This is a genomic window from Streptomyces sp. NPDC024698 (assembly GCF_055559015.1).
Genome location: NZ_JBVHLK010000008.1, coordinates 171,153 through 188,108, shown reverse-complemented (window position 1 = coordinate 188,108; position 16,956 = coordinate 171,153). Strand labels below are relative to the sequence as shown.

General features: G+C 68.4%; 13 protein-coding genes. 5 read left to right on the top strand and 8 right to left on the bottom strand.

Annotation, left to right across the window (positions count from 1 at the left end):
• Positions 1–43 precede the first annotated feature (43 nt).
• Entirely contained in the window at positions 44–2,464 is a 2,421-nt protein-coding gene (locus ACZ4AA_RS20585) for a DUF6049 family protein (RefSeq protein ID WP_467603899.1), read from the bottom strand.
• 223 nt (positions 2,465–2,687) lie between these two features.
• Between ACZ4AA_RS20585 and ACZ4AA_RS20580 the strand changes: the two genes are divergently transcribed.
• Positions 2,688–4,154 carry a CCA tRNA nucleotidyltransferase gene (locus tag ACZ4AA_RS20580; RefSeq protein ID WP_467603894.1) on the top strand — a complete coding sequence of 489 codons (1,467 nt, stop codon included), beginning with the start codon at positions 2,688–2,690 and terminating at the stop codon, positions 4,152–4,154.
• Positions 4,155–4,256: 102 nt separating this feature from the next.
• Here ACZ4AA_RS20580 and ACZ4AA_RS20575 read toward each other — a convergent pair whose 3' ends face one another.
• The 4 genes from ACZ4AA_RS20575 to ACZ4AA_RS20560 form a co-directional block, all read right to left on the bottom strand.
• Positions 4,257–4,754, bottom strand: coding sequence for an LppU/SCO3897 family protein (locus ACZ4AA_RS20575; RefSeq protein WP_467603888.1), 498 nt, complete (start codon positions 4,752–4,754; stop codon positions 4,257–4,259).
• 113 nt (positions 4,755–4,867) lie between these two features.
• Positions 4,868–6,130 carry an MFS transporter gene (locus tag ACZ4AA_RS20570; protein WP_467603886.1) on the bottom strand — a complete coding sequence of 421 codons (1,263 nt, stop codon included), beginning with the start codon at positions 6,128–6,130 and terminating at the stop codon, positions 4,868–4,870.
• Between the two features lie 80 nt (positions 6,131–6,210).
• Positions 6,211–7,293 carry an inositol-3-phosphate synthase gene (locus tag ACZ4AA_RS20565; RefSeq protein WP_467603882.1) on the bottom strand — a complete coding sequence of 361 codons (1,083 nt, stop codon included), beginning with the start codon at positions 7,291–7,293 and terminating at the stop codon, positions 6,211–6,213.
• 43 nt (positions 7,294–7,336) lie between these two features.
• Entirely contained in the window at positions 7,337–8,020 is a 684-nt protein-coding gene (locus tag ACZ4AA_RS20560; RefSeq protein ID WP_467603879.1) for a PadR family transcriptional regulator, read from the bottom strand.
• 375 nt (positions 8,021–8,395) lie between these two features.
• On the opposite strand from ACZ4AA_RS20560, the gene ACZ4AA_RS20555 reads away from it, so the two are divergent.
• Together ACZ4AA_RS20555 and ACZ4AA_RS20550 are read left to right on the top strand one after the other, a co-directional pair.
• Positions 8,396–11,149 carry a transglycosylase domain-containing protein gene (locus ACZ4AA_RS20555; RefSeq protein ID WP_467603874.1) on the top strand — a complete coding sequence of 918 codons (2,754 nt, stop codon included), beginning with the start codon at positions 8,396–8,398 and terminating at the stop codon, positions 11,147–11,149.
• 99 nt (positions 11,150–11,248) lie between these two features.
• Positions 11,249–12,763, top strand: a complete 1,515-nt coding sequence (locus tag ACZ4AA_RS20550; RefSeq protein WP_467603871.1) for a glycosyltransferase family 87 protein — start codon at positions 11,249–11,251, stop codon at positions 12,761–12,763.
• A gap of 90 nt (positions 12,764–12,853) precedes the next feature.
• On the opposite strand, the gene ACZ4AA_RS20545 is transcribed toward ACZ4AA_RS20550, so the two are convergent.
• The 3 genes from ACZ4AA_RS20545 to ACZ4AA_RS20535 form a co-directional block, all read right to left on the bottom strand.
• Positions 12,854–13,885, bottom strand: coding sequence for an alanine racemase (locus tag ACZ4AA_RS20545; RefSeq protein WP_467603867.1), 1,032 nt, complete (start codon positions 13,883–13,885; stop codon positions 12,854–12,856).
• A gap of 158 nt (positions 13,886–14,043) precedes the next feature.
• Positions 14,044–15,165, bottom strand: coding sequence for a lipid II:glycine glycyltransferase FemX (locus ACZ4AA_RS20540; protein ID WP_467603862.1), 1,122 nt, complete (start codon positions 15,163–15,165; stop codon positions 14,044–14,046).
• A 163-nt stretch (positions 15,166–15,328) separates the two neighbouring features.
• The gene (locus tag ACZ4AA_RS20535) at positions 15,329–15,640 is read right to left on the bottom strand and encodes a hypothetical protein (RefSeq protein ID WP_467603857.1); all 312 of its coding nucleotides are present in this window, start codon (positions 15,638–15,640) and stop codon (positions 15,329–15,331) included.
• A 287-nt stretch (positions 15,641–15,927) separates the two neighbouring features.
• On the opposite strand from ACZ4AA_RS20535, the gene rpsF reads away from it, so the two are divergent.
• Together rpsF and ACZ4AA_RS20525 are read left to right on the top strand one after the other, a co-directional pair.
• Positions 15,928–16,218: a 30S ribosomal protein S6 gene (gene rpsF, locus ACZ4AA_RS20530; protein ID WP_037615007.1), complete on the top strand. Its 291-nt coding sequence runs from the start codon at positions 15,928–15,930 to the stop codon at positions 16,216–16,218.
• A gap of 74 nt (positions 16,219–16,292) precedes the next feature.
• On the top strand, positions 16,293–16,898 hold the full coding sequence (locus ACZ4AA_RS20525) for a single-stranded DNA-binding protein (RefSeq protein WP_467603848.1): 606 nt from the start codon (positions 16,293–16,295) through the stop codon (positions 16,896–16,898).
• Positions 16,899–16,956 lie beyond the last annotated feature (58 nt).

Here is a 16,956-nt window from a genome sequence, read left to right as displayed (position 1 = left end):
TACCCCACCTCATCGTCCCCGGGCCCACCGGCCACGACATCGTTCAACGGTCCACTCTCTCACCCGTGTCCGACGGGTCGGCGCTTTCCGGTGCGGTGTCCGGTGTCGGGTCACTCGGCTGCTCCGGGTCGTCCGCCCCGGACTCCGGGTCGGAAGCCCGTTCGGGTCCGGCCGCGGAGTCCTCGGTGGAGTCAGTGTCCACGGTGCCGTCCGCGTCCGCGCTCCCGCCCCCTTCCTCGGGACCGGTCTCCGCGTCCTCCTCGGCCTGACGGGCCGCGGCGCGCTTACGCTGCGTGTACATCCGGAAACCGGCGAGCACGAGCAGCAGGACACCGCCACCGATGACGAGCATCACGGTGGAGGTGATCTCGGTGACCTTCACCTCGAAGGGAACCGGGTCGCCGTACGGCTGCCCGTCCTCCGTGTAGAGCTGGGCGACGACCTGCACCGGGCCGTTGGCCTGGGTGGACGTCGTGAACTTGACCGACTGGCTGTGCTCGCCCGCGACCGCGATCTTCTGCTCGTCGTACGGGCCATTGCCGATCTTGAGACGAGTGGGCTGCTGCGAGGTGAGGCGCAGCACCAGATGGCCGACGCCCTGCACGAGGTTGTTCTGGACGGTCACGGGGATCGTGGCGCTGCGTCCGGAGAGCTTGGCGTCCGACTTCTGGATGAGATGGACCAGGCCCGTGAGCCCGTCGAGGTACGTCTCCACGCGCTGCCGGAAGTCCGCCGCCTCACCGGTCCGGCCGCGCCAGGACGACGACATCCCCCGGTCTATGGCCCGTCCGAACGGCGTGACCACGCGGGACTCGTCGCTCAGGATCATCCGGAACTTGTCGAGCTTGGCCTGGGTCGCCTGGATCCGCTCGAACGCCGAGCGCGGCAGCTCCCGGTGGCGCAGCGACGAGGGGTACACGGACGCGGACGGCACCGTCGTGGTGGCGCCGGGGTCCGGCTTGGCCTTGGCGGCCTCGGTCAGTGTCTGGGACTGCGACCAGTTCCCCTGCTGGAGCGCGCGCAGGGCCTCGGCCATGGACTGGGCCTGGCTCGCCGTGGGCATGCGCTGCGGAGCGACGACGATGCTGCGTTCGTTCTTCGATTCCTGAAGATTGATCATCAGGCTCTGCGCGAGGAACTTCTGGACGGCGAGCGTGGAATCGTCCGCCTTCATCATGTCGCCCTGGAACGCGGTCGACAGCCGCTCGTCCGCGACCACCGCCGTGGTTCCGCCGCCGATCGGGCGGGCGGCGCTCGGCGTGTAGGGGAGCCCGCCCGTCTCGCGCAGGCTGTCGCTGCGGGCGATCACCTTGTCGGCGCCGGCCGACGTGGCCACCTTGATGATCGAGGGGTCCACCGCGCCGTCCGCGGGCCAGGCGAAGTCCGTGCTCGGCTTCACATGGACGATCGTCTCCACCGTGTTGGCCGCCACATCGGTGGCGTCCTTGAGGTGGCTCAGGGAACCGGTGACGTCCTTGCCGTGGTGGGCGAGCGACGCGAGGTCGGGGTCGGCGAAGGGGAGGGCGACGACGCTCTGGCCCTGGACCGTCTTCTCCAGCTTGTCGAGCCAGGCATTGGCCACCGCCTGGTTCCGGCCGGCGACGGTCGTGCCGTTCTCCTGCTGGATCCGGTAGCCGCCGCGCATCGCGTCCACGGAGGCCAGCAGATCCGGGTCCAGGACCCAGGTGACGTCGAGCTGGCTGCCGAGCGACAGGAGCTGGTCCAGGCGGCCGCCGGGGGAGATCTCCTTGGCCAGGTCGTCGTTCTTGAAGACGGGCGTCTGCTGCGCGTCGGAACCGGTCTCCGCCGTGAGGTGGACGGTGGAGATCAGCGGCCAGAGGTACGTCGTCCTCGTCTTCGAGTCCGCCCCGTCGGGCTGCCAGGGCAGGAACGTCCGCTTGATCCCCAGGACCTGGTCCCACGGCTGCGCGGTGGTCCGGCCCGTCAGCGACACCCCGAGCTGGTAGACCCCGTCGGCGCCGAGATCGAGGTCCTTGACGGGCACCGAGATGCTGAAGTGCTGAGAGCTGCCCGCGGCGAGCTTGGCGACCTGGGCGACGTACTTGCCCCCGACCTCCAGCGGGTCGAGGCCCGGCTGGAAGCTGGTGCCCCTCGCCACGGTGTCGATCGCGGAGCGGGTGTTCAGGGACGGTCCCACGCGGATGCCCACATGGGCGTCCGTGACCGCCTGCTTGCCCGTGTTGGTGACCGAGCCCGAGACCGTGACGGTGTCGCCGTCGGTGGGGGTGCTGGGGCTCAGCGAGTCGAGGCTGACGTCCACCGGTCCCGACGCCCCCGCCGCGGCGGGGGCGGAGGCCTTCTCCGCGGCCTGGGAGGGCGTGCTCAAGGGCAGCTGGAGCAGCCCGGCCAGCAGCGGCGCCCCGGCCAGCAGTGCACCGCTGCGCCGGAGCCACCGGCGGGCAGGTGAGGGACTCGTCCCTTGGAAGTCTGCCGCCTCGGCCACGCGCTCGCCCGTCCCTCGTCGTCGTCAGTGGTCGTCGGAATGTGCGTCCACGCATGGTAACGAGGTGCGCTGAGAGTAAGTGCCGCGGAGTGGTCCACAAGATCAGGGATCACGGGCGACTGTCCTGTATGTACGCCTATTCTGCCGGGAAAAGATTGGGGAGCACGCGTGTGGGATTTATCCATGCGCTCCCGGTCGCCGCGGCCACGTACCCTTTTCTGTTGTGCCGAACGCCAACGAAGACAATTCCAGTGCCCTGAGCCAGGTGCAGCACCGCGCGGTGAGTGAACTGCTGCGGGTGTCTCCTGTCGCCGACGAGCTCGCCCGCCGTTTCCAGGAGGCTGGGTTCTCGCTCGCCCTGGTCGGCGGCTCGGTCCGGGACGCGCTCCTCGGTCGGCTCGGCAACGACCTGGACTTCACCACGGACGCCCGTCCCGAGGACGTACTCAAGATCGTCCGGCCCTGGGCGGACGCGCTGTGGGAGGTCGGGATCGCCTTCGGCACCGTCGGGGCCCAGAAGGACGCCCGCGTGGGCGACGTGGAGCAGTCGTTCCAGATCGAGATCACGACGTACCGCTCCGAGGCGTACGACCGGACCTCGCGCAAGCCGGAGGTCTCCTACGGCGACTCCATCGAGGAAGATCTCGTGCGCCGGGACTTCACGGTGAACGCGATGGCCGTCGCGCTGCCGCAGAAGGAGTTCATCGACCCGTACGGCGGTCTGGAGGACCTCGCCGCCCGCGTTCTGCGGACCCCGGGCACTCCTGAGGCGTCCTTCTCCGACGATCCGCTGCGGATGATGCGGGCCGCGCGGTTCGCCGCGCAGCTCGACTTCGAGGTGGCCCCCGAGGTCGTCGCCGCCATGACGGACATGGCGGGGCGGGTCGAGATCGTCTCCGCGGAGCGGGTCCGGGACGAACTGAACAAGCTGATCCGGTCCGCCCACCCGCGCAAGGGCCTGACGCTGCTCGTGGACACCGGGCTCGCCGAGCACGTCCTGCCCGAGCTCCCCGCGCTGCGACTGGAGCGGGACGAGCACCACCGGCACAAGGACGTCTACGAGCACACGCTGATCGTGCTGGAACAGGCGATGGCGCTGGAGGAGAACGGGCCCGACCTGACCCTCAGGCTCGCCGCGCTGCTCCATGACATCGGCAAGCCGCGGACGCGACGCTTCGAGCAGGACGGGCGGGTCTCCTTCCACCACCACGAGATGGTGGGCGCCAAGATGACCAAGAAGCGGATGACGGCGCTCAAATACTCGAACGACCTCGTCAAGGACGTCTCACGTCTGGTCGAACTGCATCTGCGCTTCCACGGGTACGGAACCGGTGAATGGACGGACTCCGCTGTCCGCCGCTACGTGCGCGACGCGGGTCCGCTGCTGGACCGTCTCCACAAGCTGACCCGTTCCGACTGCACCACGCGCAACAAGCGCAGGGCGACCGCCCTCTCCCGCGCCTACGACGGGCTGGAGGAGCGCATCGCCCAGCTCAAGGAGCAGGAAGAGCTCGACGCGATCCGCCCCGATCTCGACGGCAACCAGATCATGGAGATTCTGGGCATCGCCCCCGGCCCCGCGATCGGCCAGGCCTACAAGTTCCTGATGGAGCTGAGGCTGGAGAACGGACCGATGGAGCATGACGCCGCGGTGGCGGCACTCAAGGAGTGGTGGGCCGAGCAGGGCTGAGAAGCGGAGGGCCGTCATGTTTCACGTGAAACATGACGGCCGGCAACGCGAAGGGGCGGTGTTTCACGTGAAACACCGCCCCTTTCGCGTCTGTGCATGGTCCTACTTGGCGGAGACCTCTTCCAGGCAGAGCGTGAAGTCGCCACCGCCTGTCTGGGTGTACTCGGCGTACTTGGTGCGGTCGCAGCCGGAGTTGTCCGTCTTCTTCTGTGCGACCTTGAACTTCGCCTTCGAGTCACCGCAGTCCACGACCTTCAGGCCGGGGTGCGTGCTGCTCTCCGGGTTGCTGATGCTCATGCAGTCGCCGACCTTGGCGGTGTCCGGGTCGTGCCGGCTCGCGAACCAGCCCACGGCGGCGGCTATGACGACGACGACCGCGATGCCGCCGCGAAGGTACTGCTTGAAGCCCCGCTTCGGGCGTTGGGGCTGGAGCGGGGCGAAGCCGGCGGGCGGCTGCTGGGGAAACCCGGGCTGGCCCGGCTGCTGCGGGTAACCCTGCGGGGGCTGCTGGCCGAACGGCGCCTGGCCCTGAGGCGGCTGACCGTAGGGCGGCTGGCCCTGGGCGAACGGGTTCTGGCCCTGGGGCGGCGGAGTTGTCACTGGGGTTCCCCCTGGAACGTAGATACGTCTGTCGAACGTAAGACGCACGTAAGTTATCGGGACCCTGTGACAACGCAGTGGCCAAGAGAGGCTCTGTGGCACTGATGTGACACTTACTGAGACTCAAAGCGGGCCATAGCAACCGCAATTGATGCGTACACCGCCGCCACGGTGAGAACGAGTGCGACAGAGCGTCCGTCAGACGGCAGCATCAGCGCGGCCACTGCGGCCGCTCCGACGAAGGCGACGTTGAACAGGACGTCGTAGAGGGAGAAGATCCGGCCGCGGAAGCCGTCGTCCACGGTGGACTGCACGATGGTGTCCGTGGCGATCTTCGCGCCCTGTGTGGTCACGCCCAACAGGAAGGCGGCGCCCAGCGTGGGCGTGGGAGCGAACGCGAGACAGAGCGCGGGGACCAGGACCGCGGCGGCGCCGGCGCAGACCGCGATCCAGCGGCCGGGACCCAGCCGTCCCACCGCCCACGGCGTCACCACGGCCGCGACGAAGAAGCCGGCTCCCGAGACGCCCACGGCCAGCCCCAGGAGAGCGAGCCCGGCGTCAGGGCCCGACGCCCATGCGTAGCGGCAGAGCATCAGCACCATGACCGTCAGGGCGCCGTAGCAGAAGCGCATCAGGGTCATCGCCATCAGTGACCAGGCCGCCTCCCGCCGCGGGAGCTCCGCCAGATGGCGCACGCCCCCGGCCAGCCCGCGCGCGGTGCCGGCGAGGGCCCTGCCCACGTACGGGCGGACGAGGTCCCGATCGGGCCCGAGGATATCCGGGGCGATCCGTAGCGAGGCGAGGGCCGCGCACAGATACAGCGCCGCCCCCACGAGGACCACCGCCGCGTCGGAGTCCGCGACGGTCAGCCGTACGACGAACGCGAGAGCCGCGCCGGCGGTGGCCGCCAGCGTTCCGGCCGTCGGTGAGAGCGAGTTCGCCAGCACCAGCCGGTCCGTGTCGACGACACGGGGCAGCGCGGCCGACAGGCCCGCCAGGACGAAGCGGTTGACGGCGGTGACACAGAGCGCGGAGGTGTAGAAGAGCCAGTCGGGCGTCCTGCTCAGGATCAGGACGGCCGTCCCGCACGCCAGCGCCGAGCGCAGCAGATTGCCGTACAGGAAAACCTGCCGGCGTCGCCATCGGTCCAGCAGGACGCCCGCGAAGGGGCCGATCAGGGAGTACGGGAGGAGCAGCACCGCCATCGCGGAGGCGATGGAGGCCGCCGAGGTCTGCTTCTCCGGGGAGAAGACCACGTAGGTGGCCAGCGCGATCTGATACACGCCGTCGGCGCCCTGGGACAGCAGCCGTACGCCGAGCAGGCGTCTGAATCCCTGGAAGCGCAGGAGGACGCGCAGGTCACGCACGACGGCCATGGGTCACACCCTCACATACGAGGAGGGTCCCCGGGCAGTAAGCCCGGGGACCCTCCTCAGCAGCGAGCACGTGATCGTGCTTAGCGCTCGACCTCGCCCTTGATGAACTTCTCGACGTTGGCGAAGGCCTCGTCGTCGAAGTACTGGACCGGCGGGGACTTCATGAAGTAGCTCGACGCGGAGAGGATCGGGCCGCCGATACCGCGGTCCTTGGCGATCTTCGCGGCGCGCACGGCGTCGATGATGACACCGGCCGAGTTCGGGGAGTCCCAGACCTCGAGCTTGTACTCCAGGTTCAGCGGGACGTCGCCGAAGGCACGGCCTTCGAGGCGGACGTACGCCCACTTGCGGTCGTCGAGCCACGCCACGTAGTCCGAGGGACCGATGTGGACGTTCTTCTCGCCCAGCTCGCGGTCGGGGATCTGCGAGGTGACGGCCTGCGTCTTCGAGATCTTCTTCGACTCGAGGCGGTCACGCTCGAGCATGTTCTTGAAGTCCATGTTGCCGCCGACGTTGAGCTGCATGGTGCGCTCGAGACGGACACCGCGGTCTTCGAACAGCTTGGCCATCACGCGGTGCGTGATGGTCGCGCCGACCTGCGACTTGATGTCGTCGCCGACGATCGGGACGCCGGCCTCGGTGAACTTGTCCGCCCACTCCTTGGTGCCGGCGATGAAGACCGGGAGGGCGTTGACGAAGGCGACCTTGGCGTCGATGGCGCACTGGGCGTAGAACTTCGCCGCGGCCTCGGAACCGACGGGCAGGTAGCAGACGAGGACGTCGACCTGCTTGTCCTTGAGGACCTGGACGACGTCGACCGGCGCCTCGGCGGACTCCTCGATGGTCAGGCGGTAGTACTTACCGAGACCGTCCAGGGTGTGACCGCGCTGGACCGTGACGTCCTTGTTCGGGACGTCGCAGATCTTGATGGTGTTGTTCTCGCTGGCACCGATGGCGTCGGAGAGGTCGAGGCCGACCTTCTTCGCGTCGACGTCGAACGCGGCGACGAACTCGACGTCACCGACGTGGTAGTCGCCGAACTGGACGTGCATCAGGCCGGGCACCTTGGCCGCCGGATCGGCGTCCTTGTAGTACTCGACGCCCTGAACCAGCGAGGCGGCGCAGTTGCCCACGCCGACGATGGCTACGCGAACCGAACCCATTCCGGTTGCTCCCTGTGTCTATCGGTGAAACCCCGAACGGGTCTCACGTGGCGGTGTCGTCGGACGGATCCGGCCGGGGGCTGTCCCGGTGCCGGGGCAGGCCGCCCGTCTCTCCAGATGAATTGTCCTGCTGAGCGGAGCCTTCGAATCCGGGACGTTGGACGTCCCGTCCGGCCCGCTCGCTCTCGATGAGCTCGTTCAGCCAGCGCACTTCGCGCTCCACGGACTCCATTCCGTGGCGCTGGAGCTCAAGCGTGTAGTCGTCGAGGCGCTCCCGGGTGCGCGCCAGCGAGGCGCGCATCTTCTCGAGGCGCTCCTCCAGACGGCTGCGGCGACCTTCCAGTACGCGCATGCGTACATCGCGTGACGTCTGCCCGAAGAACGCGAAGCGAGCCGCGAAGTGCTCGTCCTCGTACGCGTCGGGACCCGTCTGCGCGAGAAGCTCCTCGAAGTGATCCTTACCTTCCGCCGTCAATCGGTAGACGATCTTGGCTCGACGTCCCGCCAGCGTTGCCGTCAGGGCGTCTTCGGGTGTGGATCCTGCTTCCTCGATCAACCAGCCGTTGGCGACCAGCGTCTTGAGGCACGGGTACAGCGTTCCGTAGCTGAAGGCACGGAACACACCCAGTGACGTATTGAGTCGTTTGCGCAGCTCATAGCCGTGCATCGGAGATTCGCGGAGCAGGCCGAGGACGGCGAACTCGAGGATCCCGGCACGCCGGCTCATCGTCGCCTCCTCTCTGTCGCTGTCTCGTCCGCTCGGCCTTTATGCCGTGCTGATGTATCGACTCGATACATCAGCACGATAGAACGACGCTGCGCATGCGACAAGAGGGAGCAGAGTGAACGGCGTCACATCACCGATTCATACGAAGCAAGTTGCCTGATTTGGGGTGAACTTCGGCCCTAGGTGTGTTTTGACGGTGCGTACTCTGTGCGGGATGGACAACCACCGGGAACCGAGTGACGTCTGAGTACGTCAACGTCTTTGGTGCAGTACGGGTGAATGCGTAATCGACCGCATCCGTACTTCGGGGGGACCGGAAACCAGCCGCCGTTTCCAGGCGCGCAAAGGTGCGCCTGCCCGAGGAGTAATCGTTCGATGAGCGAGCACCGTCGCAAACCGCCGCAGCCGCAGGGCGGCGGACGTGCCGCGGCCCGGCGTGCCCAGCCGCAGCCAGGCCCGTCCGCAGGCCGCCGCGATGCACCGCGAGACGCCACCGGGTCCCCTTCCGATGCGTACGGCCCGGGGGGTGAAGAGACCCCGTTCGGCAGTCGTGCCGAGGCCCGGCGCGCCACGCAGCGCGGAAACGGCGGCGGCCGGCGCAGAGCCGCCGACGGCGCGGGTCCCGGCGGTCCCGGAGGAGGAGGGGGCGGCCGGCGCGGTGGTCCCCCGGGTCCGGGTGGTCCCGGGCGCGGCCGAGGCCGCGCTCCCGAGCCCGCCAGAAAGCGCATCATCGACTACCCGCGCGCGGGCCGCTACGGCGCCGCGCGCTGGGTGCCGTCCTGGAAGCTGGTGACGGGCCTGTTCATCGGCTTCACCGGCAGCCTGGTCGTCGCCGCCGGTGTCGGGTACGCCCTGGTGGGCATCCCGGACGTCGGCAAGACCGCCCAGGCCCAGAACAACGTCTACTACTACGCCGACGGCACCGAGATGGTCGCCACGGGCGGTGAGGCCAACCGTCAGATCATCAGCTACGCGCAGATCCCCAAGGAGATGCGCTGGGCGGTGATGTCGGCCGAGAACAAGACGTTCGAGAGCGACAGCGGCGTCGACCCGATGGGTATCGCCCGCGCCTTCGTGAACATGGCCAAGGGCGGCCAGACGCAGGGTGGCTCCACCATCACCCAGCAGTACGTGAAGAACGCGATGCTCGAGGACCAGTCGCAGACGGTCTCCCGCAAGCTCAAGGAGCTCTTCGTCTCGATCAAGGTCGGGGCCAAGGTGCCCAAGGAAGACATCATGGCCGGCTACCTGAACTCCGCGTACTACGGGCGTAACGCCTACGGTATCCAGGCCGCCGCGCACGCCTACTTCAACAAGGACGCCACGAAGCTGGACCCCAGCCAGTGTGCGCTCCTGGCCTCCGTCCTCAAGGGCGCCACGTACTACGACCCCGCCGGCGCCCCCGGGATCGACCCGGTCAACGCCACGCAGGAGAAGAACCGCAAGCGCGCCGAGGAGCGCTGGCACTGGATCCTCGACGAAGAGGTCAAGGACGGCCGTCTGAGCGCCGCGGTCCGGGCCAAATACACCACCTTCCCCAAGACCCAGTCCCCGCGCTCCAACGCGGCACTGGGCGGGCAGGTCGGTTACCTGGTCGACCTGGCCAACACGTACCTGGTCAAGAACAGCGACAAGACCGGGATCACCGAGGAGAAGCTCCGGAAGGGCGGCTTCCAGATTCACACGACCTTCGACAAGCGCAAGGTCGCCGCGCTCGAGGCCGCGGTGAAGAAGGTGCAGAAGGCCAACATCAAGCCCAAGCTGCGCCCGAACAACGACAAGTTCGTCCAGTTCGGCGGTGCGTCCGTCGACCCGACGACCGGTGCCATCGCGGCCATCTACGGCGGTGTGGACGCGACCAAGCACTTCACCGACAACGCCGACCAGACCGGCGCCCAGGTGGGTTCGACCTTCAAGCCCTTCGTCCTGGCGGCCGCCATGACCTGGGGTGTCCGGGATCCCAAGGGACCCGCGGAGCAGGCGCAGGACGAACGCACCATCGCCTCGCCCAACAGCCTGTACAGCGGCAAGAACAAGCTCAAGATCAAGGACTACGACGGAACCGACTGGACGGACGACAAGGGCAAGGAGTGGCTCCAGACGAACGACGGCGGCCAGTCCCTCAACCCGCCCACGTACAAGATCGACCTGCGTGAGGCCATGCGCGAGTCCGTCAACTCCGCCTATGTCCAGCTCGGCATGGACGTGGGCCTGGACAAGGTGAAGGACTCCGTCCTGCGCGCGGGCATCAAGGAGTCGAGTCTCGCCAGTTCCCGGTTCCCGTCGTTCTCCCTGGGCACCTCCTCCCCGAGCGCGATCCGTATGGCCGGGGCGTACGCCACCTTCGCGGCCAGCGGCCAGCAGCGGGACCCGTACTCGGTCGAGAAGGTGACGAGCAAGGACGGCACCGTCTTCCAGCACGACCGCATCGCGAAGGCCGTGGAGGCCTTCACCCCGGCGGTCGCGAACAACGTCACCGACGTCCTGAAGACCGTGGTCGAGAAGGGCACCGGCACCAACGCCCAGCTGCCGGGCCGTGAGGTGGCGGGCAAGACCGGTACCACCGACGGCAACAAGTCGGCCTGGTTCGTCGGGTACACCCCGCAGCTGTCCACGGCGATCGGTATGTACCGCCTGGACGACGACGAGAGCAACAAGAACCGCGAGTTCCTCCAGATGTACGGCACGGGTGGAGAGAAGACCATCCACGGTGCCTCGTTCCCGTCCCAGATCTGGCGGGACTACATGATGGTGGCGCTCCAGGGCGAGAAGCCGGAGTCCTTCCCGGTGCCCGAGGACATCGGTACGGTCCTCAACGACGTGCCGAGCCCGTCCCCGACGCCCTCGGCCTCCGAGAGCGTGACCGAGAGCCCGAGCCCGACCCCCAGCGCGACGCTGACGTCTCCCTCGCCCTCGGCGAGCCCGACGTGCCGGAAGTTCGACTGGAACTGCAACAACAACGGCGGGACCACCACGGGCGGTACGGACACCGGCGGTACGGACACCGGTGGCACGGACACCGGCGGTACGGACGGCGGTGTGACCACGTCGCCCTCGGCCTCGGCCAGTACCGGCAACAGCAGAGGCAACGGGAACGGCAACGGGGGCCTCTTCGGAGGCTCCGGCTGACGGTCCTCGACCGCTCTTCGCGCGTGCGCCCTCCGGGGAGCACGCGCGAAGCCGTTTGCGGGGTCATACCTGCTTCGGTTCCCAGACACGTACGGCAGGATGTGCGGCATGCCCAGTGCAGAGACGACGCGAGCGAGCGTTCACGAGCCGGAGCTGGTGCGGCCGACCAGGGATGACGAGGTCGCCGCCGGCGGCAGTGAGCTGATCGGCGGGCCCATCGGGAGGCGGGCCCTGCTCGGGACGTCCTGGTGGACGCCCGTGCGGGTCGTCGCCCTGGTGATGATCGGCATGTTCGCCCTCGGGATGGTCCAGAAGCTGCCCTGCTACGACGGCGGGTGGTTCTTCGGAGCCAGCTCGCAGTACACGCACGCCTGCTACTCGGACATCCCGCACCTCTACCAGGGGCGCGGTTTCGCCGACGGCCTCGTGCCGTACTTCGACAAGATCCCCGGCGACATGGACTACCTCGAGTACCCGGTGCTGACCGGTGTGTTCATGGAGGTGGCGGCCTGGCTCACCCCGGGCGGCGGGAGCATCCAGCACCAGGAGCAGGTCTACTGGATGGTCAACGCGGGGATGCTGATGGTGTGCGCGGCGGTCATCGCCGTGTGCACCGCCCGCACCCAGCGCCGGCGTCCCTGGGACGGCCTCCTGGTCGCCCTGGCGCCCGCCTTCGCGCTCACGGCCACGATCAACTGGGACCTCCTCGCGGTGGCCCTGCTGGCCGCCGCGATGCTCATGTGGTCCCGCGGCCGGCCCCTGGCCTTCGGTGTGCTGATCGGGCTCGCCACGGCCGCCAAGTTCTACCCGTTCCTGCTTCTCGGGCCGCTCTTCCTGCTGTGCTGGCGCACCGGCAGATGGCGTGAGTTCGGTACGGCGCTGCTCGGCGCCGTCGGCGCCTGGCTGGCCGTGAACCTTCCCGTCATGTACCTGGCGCCCGAGGGCTGGGCGAAGTTCTACAGCTTCAGCCACGACCGCGGCGTCGACTTCGGTTCGGTGTTCCTGTTCGTCTCGCAGTGGCTGAAGATCGCGATCACGCCCGACACCGCCAACACCTGGGCGCTGGTCCTGATGGTGATCATCTGCGCGGGTCTGAGCGCCGTCGCGCTGACCGCCCCCCGCCGTCCCCGCTTCGCCCAGCTCGCCTTCCTGATCGTCGCGGCCTTCATCCTCACCAACAAGGTCTACTCGCCGCAGTACGTGCTCTGGCTGGTGCCGCTCGCGGTGCTGGCCCGGCCGCGCTGGCGGGACTTCCTGATCTGGCAGGCGTGCGAGGTCGCGTACTTCCTCGGCATCTGGATGTACCTCGCGTACACGACCAGCGGCGACGCCCACAAGGGGCTGCCGACCGACGGGTACCAGGTCGCCATCGCCGTCCACCTGCTGGGGACGCTGTACCTGTGCGCGCTGGTCGTACGGGACATCTTCCTGCCGGAGCACGACGTGGTGCGCCGCGGCGGCGAGGACGATCCCTCGGGCGGGATCCTCGACGGCGCGGAGGACGTCTTCGTCCTCGGCCCGGCCGCGCATCCGCCGCGGCACGCGGCCCACTTCGACGGGTTCCCGCAGGACGGCCGGCGGGAGGATCCCGCGTCCGGAGAGCGTTCGCTTTGAGCGAACAGGGCGGGCAGGCGTCAGACGAAAGGCCGTACACGGTGTCCGTGTACGGCCTTCTCGTTGCTCCGGAGCGGGCCGGAGCCGGGGTCAGCGCTCGACGACCCGGTCGAACTGCGTGGTGGTGTGCCGCAGATGGGCCACCAGCTCGTCGCCGACCTTCGGCTCCGTGGCGTCATGGGGCACGAAGAGGATCGAGACCTGCATGTGCGGGGGCTCGGCGAACCAGCGCTGCTTGCCCGCCCAGACGAACGGAGAAAGGTTCCGGTTGACCGTCGCGAGGCCGGCGCGCGCGACGCCCTTGGCGCGCGGCATGACGCCGTGCAGGGCCTTGGGCGCCTCCAGGCCCACCCCGTGCGAGGTGCCGCCCGCGACGACCACGAGCCAGCCGTCCGAGGCCGCCTTCTGCTGCCGGTAGCCGAAGCGGTCGCCCTTGGAGACGCGCGTGACGTCCAGGACGGCCCCGCGGTACTCGGTGGCGTCGTGGTCCCCCAGCCACAGCCGCGTGCCGATGCGGGCGCGGAAGTGGGTCTGCGGGAACTGCTGCTGAAGCCGCCTGAGTTCCTCGGCCTTGAGGTGGCTGACGAACATCGTGTGCAGCGGCAGCCGCGCGGCGCGCAGGCGGTCCATCCAGCCGATGACCTCCTCGACGGCGTCCGAGCCGTCGGTGCGGTCCAGCGGTAGGTGGATCGCGAAGCCCTCCAGGCGGACGTTCTCGATGGCGGAGTGCAGATGCGGCAGGTCGTCCTCGCTCACGCCGTGCCGCTTCATCGAGGACATCACCTCGATGACGACACGGGCGCCCACGAGGCCGTACACGCCGTCGATGGACGACACGGAGCGGATGACGCGGTCGGGCAGCGGAACGGGCTCCTCGCCGCGCCTGAACGGCGTCAGGACCAGCAGATCGCCGCCGAACCAGTCCTTGATCCGGGCGGCCTCGTACGTGGTGCCGACGGCGAGGATGTCCGAACCCAGGCGGGTGGCCTCGTCCGCGAGCCGTTCGTGGCCGAAGCCGTAGCCGTTGCCCTTGCAGACGGGGACGAGCCCCGGAAACTGCTCGGACACCTGCTTGTGGTGTGCCCGCCAGCGCGCGGTGTCGACGTAGAGCGTGAGCGCCATGGCCGGTCCCGGAACCTTTCTCGTGGCTGCGGTGTATCAGAGGTATGAAAAGGAATTGTCGCCGATTCGCCGGGCCGATGGGGCCGTCCCGGGCCGGTTCGGCGGCCCGGGATGCGATCAGGGCCCGATCGGCTGCCCGGAAAGCGGCTCCGGACGGGTCAGCGGCGGGACATGTACATGTCGAGAGCCTTGTGGAGCAGCTTGTTGAGCGGGAAGTCCCACTCGCCGAGGTACTCGGCGGCCTCTCCGCCCGTGCCCACCTTGAACTGGATCAGACCGAAGAGGTGATCGGTCTCGTCCAGCGAGTCCGAGATGCCGCGCAGGTCGTAGACGGTGGCGCCCAGCGCGTACGCGTCGCGCAGCATGCGCCACTGCATCGCGTTCGAGGGCCGCACCTCGCGCCCGATGTTGTCCGAGGCGCCGTAGGAGTACCAGACGTGTCCGCCGACGACGAGCATCGTCGCCGCCGAGAGGTTCACTCCCTCGTGCCGCGCGAAGTAGAGCCGCATGCGGTTGGGGTCCTCGGTGTTGAGGGCCGTCCACATGCGCTGGAAGTACGAGAGCGGTCGCGGCCGGAAGTGGTCGCGGAGCGCGGTGATCTCGTACAGCCGCTGCCACTCCTCCAGGTCCTGGTAACCGCCCTGGACGACCTCGACGCCGGCCTTCTCGGCCTTCTTGATGTTGCGGCGCCACAGCTGGTTGAAGTTCCTGTGGACCTCTTCGAGGGAACGATTGGCCAGCGGCACCTGGAAGACGTAGCGGGGCTGGACGTCGCCGAAGCCGGCACCGCCGTCCTCGCCCTGCTGCCAGCCCATGCGGCGCAGCTTGTCGGCGACCTCGAAGGCGCGCGGCTCGATGAAGTCGGCCTCGATGTCACGCAGGCGCTTGACGTCCGGGTTCTGGATGCCGCCCTTGATGGACGTGGCCTCCCAGCGCCGGATGATCACGGGCGGGCCCATCTTCACGGAGAAGGCGCCCTGGTGCTTGAGGTGCGCGAGCATCGGCTGGAGCCAGTCGTCGAGGTTCGGCGCGAACCAGTTGATGACCGGGCCCTCGGGCAGATAGGCGAGGTAACGCTTGATCTTGGGCAGCTGGCGGTAGAGCACCAGACCCGCGCCGACCATCTGGCCGGACTTCTCGTCGAACCATCCAAGGCTCTCGGAGCGCCACTCCGCCTTCACGTCCGCCCATGCGGGGACCTGCATGTGGCTGGCCGCGGGCAGGCTCTGGATGTATGCCAGATGCTGCTCGCGGCTGATGGTCCTCAGGGTCAGGCTCATTCGGGGCGCTCCTCGGGCTGGTGTGTCCCCATGGGTACAAGGGCTCCGGCTCTCGCGCCGAAGCCTACTGCGCCCTGCGAGCGGCCCGAATGGCCGTATGGAACCTGGGACCCGGGGGCGGGGTGCGAGCCGCCCCCGGGTCAGGGGAAAACGGACGTTCGACTCAGATCACACCGCCGAAGAGGCCTCCGTGGGCCAGGCCGAGGTAGAAACCGACGCCCGAGAGACCGAGTCCGACGATCAGGCCGAAGCGTTCCCGGGTCGTCTCGGAGATGAACTGGCCGTAGGCACCGGCGAGGATCCCGACCAGACCGGCCCATGAGCTGAGCAGATGGAGGCTGTGGAACATCGACGTGACGAAGGCCAGGACTCCGCACACCAGGGTCACCACGAGCAGGGTGTCCTGGAGCGGATGAGGCTTGCCGTCCGTGGCGAAGAGTGAGCCGGTGGTACTGGGACGCATTGTCTGTGCCATAGGGCACCTCCTGCGGAAGGCGGCGCATCGTAGCGCCATACACACCCGATGTGTACAGATTGACGGCCAACCCGGTCGGATTTCAACCGGAAGCGGGTGTGCAGGTAGTCTGTACCCTCTGCACCGGTGTCTGCCCAGGCTCAACGCCAGGTCACGACAGGGATTGCCGCTCGGTTCACCGATCGGCGGGCCCGTTGTCAGTGGCGGCCGATACCGTTGCGTACGCATCACAACCCTCCTGCCACGGAACGACCGTGGCCGTTGAGTCCAAAGGAGGTGGGTTCCACATGCGTCACTACGAAGTGATGGTCATCCTCGACCCCGATCTGGAGGAGCGCGCTGTCGCCCCCCTGATCGAGAACTTCCTCTCCGTCGTCCGTGAGGGCGCCGGAAAGGTGGAGAAGGTCGACACCTGGGGCCGTCGTCGTCTCTCGTACGAGATCAAGAAGAAGCCCGAGGGCATCTACTCGGTCATCGACCTGCAGGCCGAGCCTGCGGTCGTCAAGGAGCTCGACCGCCAGATGAACCTGAACGAGTCGGTCCTCCGGACCAAGGTCCTCCGTCCCGAGACCCACTGAGCTTCCCAGCTCAGCTGATCTCGGGCATCGAGTAGCACCAGCAGCCAGCAGCAAACCCGCCGAGAGGTTCCCCCATGGCAGGCGAGACCGTCATCACGGTCGTCGGCAATCTTGTCGACGACCCCGAGCTGCGCTTCACCCCTTCCGGTGCGGCGGTCGCGAAGTTCCGTGTCGCGTCCACCCCCCGCACCTTCGACCGTCAGACCAATGAGTGGAAGGACGGCGAGAGCCTGTTCCTGACCTGCTCGGTCTGGCGTCAGGCGGCGGAGAACGTCGCCGAGTCGCTCCAGCGCGGCATGCGCGTCATCGTGCAGGGCCGCCTGAAGCAGCGGTCCTACGAGGACAACCAGGGCGTCAAGCGCACGGTCTACGAACTGGACGTAGAGGAAGTCGGCGCCAGCCTGAAGAACGCCACGGCCAAGGTCACCAAGACCACGGGCCGCGGCGGTCAGGGTGGTTACGGCGGCGGTGGCGGCGGCCAGCAGGGCAGCGGCCAGCAGGGCGGTGGCTGGGGCGGAAGCTCCGGCGGTGCCCCGCAGGGCGGCGGCGCTCCGGCCGACGACCCCTGGGCGACCGGCGCTCCCGCCGGTGGCAACCAGGGCGGCGGCGGTGGCGGTGGCGGCTGGGGCGGAAGCTCCGGCGGCTCCGGCGGCGGCTACTCGGACGAGCCCCCCTTCTAGGCCTCAGGGCCGAGGGTGGGCCGTTACTCCCACTTCTTGATCACACAGGAGATACACC

What these genes read in the sequence shown, in the direction of transcription:
- ACZ4AA_RS20570 (WP_467603886.1), bottom strand. Translation starts at nt 6,130, where the DNA reads ATGGCCGTCGTGCGTGACCTGCGCGTCCTCCTGCGCTTCCAGGGATTC.
- ACZ4AA_RS20565 (WP_467603882.1), bottom strand. Translation starts at nt 7,293, where the DNA reads ATGGGTTCGGTTCGCGTAGCCATCGTCGGCGTGGGCAACTGCGCCGCC.
- ACZ4AA_RS20560 (WP_467603879.1), bottom strand. Translation starts at nt 8,020, where the DNA reads ATGAGCCGGCGTGCCGGGATCCTCGAGTTCGCCGTCCTCGGCCTGCTC.
- ACZ4AA_RS20555 (WP_467603874.1), top strand. Translation starts at nt 8,396, where the DNA reads ATGAGCGAGCACCGTCGCAAACCGCCGCAGCCGCAGGGCGGCGGACGT.
- ACZ4AA_RS20550 (WP_467603871.1), top strand. Translation starts at nt 11,249, where the DNA reads ATGTGCGGCATGCCCAGTGCAGAGACGACGCGAGCGAGCGTTCACGAG.
- ACZ4AA_RS20545 (WP_467603867.1), bottom strand. Translation starts at nt 13,885, where the DNA reads ATGGCGCTCACGCTCTACGTCGACACCGCGCGCTGGCGGGCACACCAC.
- ACZ4AA_RS20540 (WP_467603862.1), bottom strand. Translation starts at nt 15,165, where the DNA reads ATGAGCCTGACCCTGAGGACCATCAGCCGCGAGCAGCATCTGGCATAC.
- ACZ4AA_RS20535 (WP_467603857.1), bottom strand. Translation starts at nt 15,640, where the DNA reads ATGGCACAGACAATGCGTCCCAGTACCACCGGCTCACTCTTCGCCACG.
- rpsF (WP_037615007.1), top strand. Translation starts at nt 15,928, where the DNA reads ATGCGTCACTACGAAGTGATGGTCATCCTCGACCCCGATCTGGAGGAG.
- ACZ4AA_RS20525 (WP_467603848.1), top strand. Translation starts at nt 16,293, where the DNA reads ATGGCAGGCGAGACCGTCATCACGGTCGTCGGCAATCTTGTCGACGAC.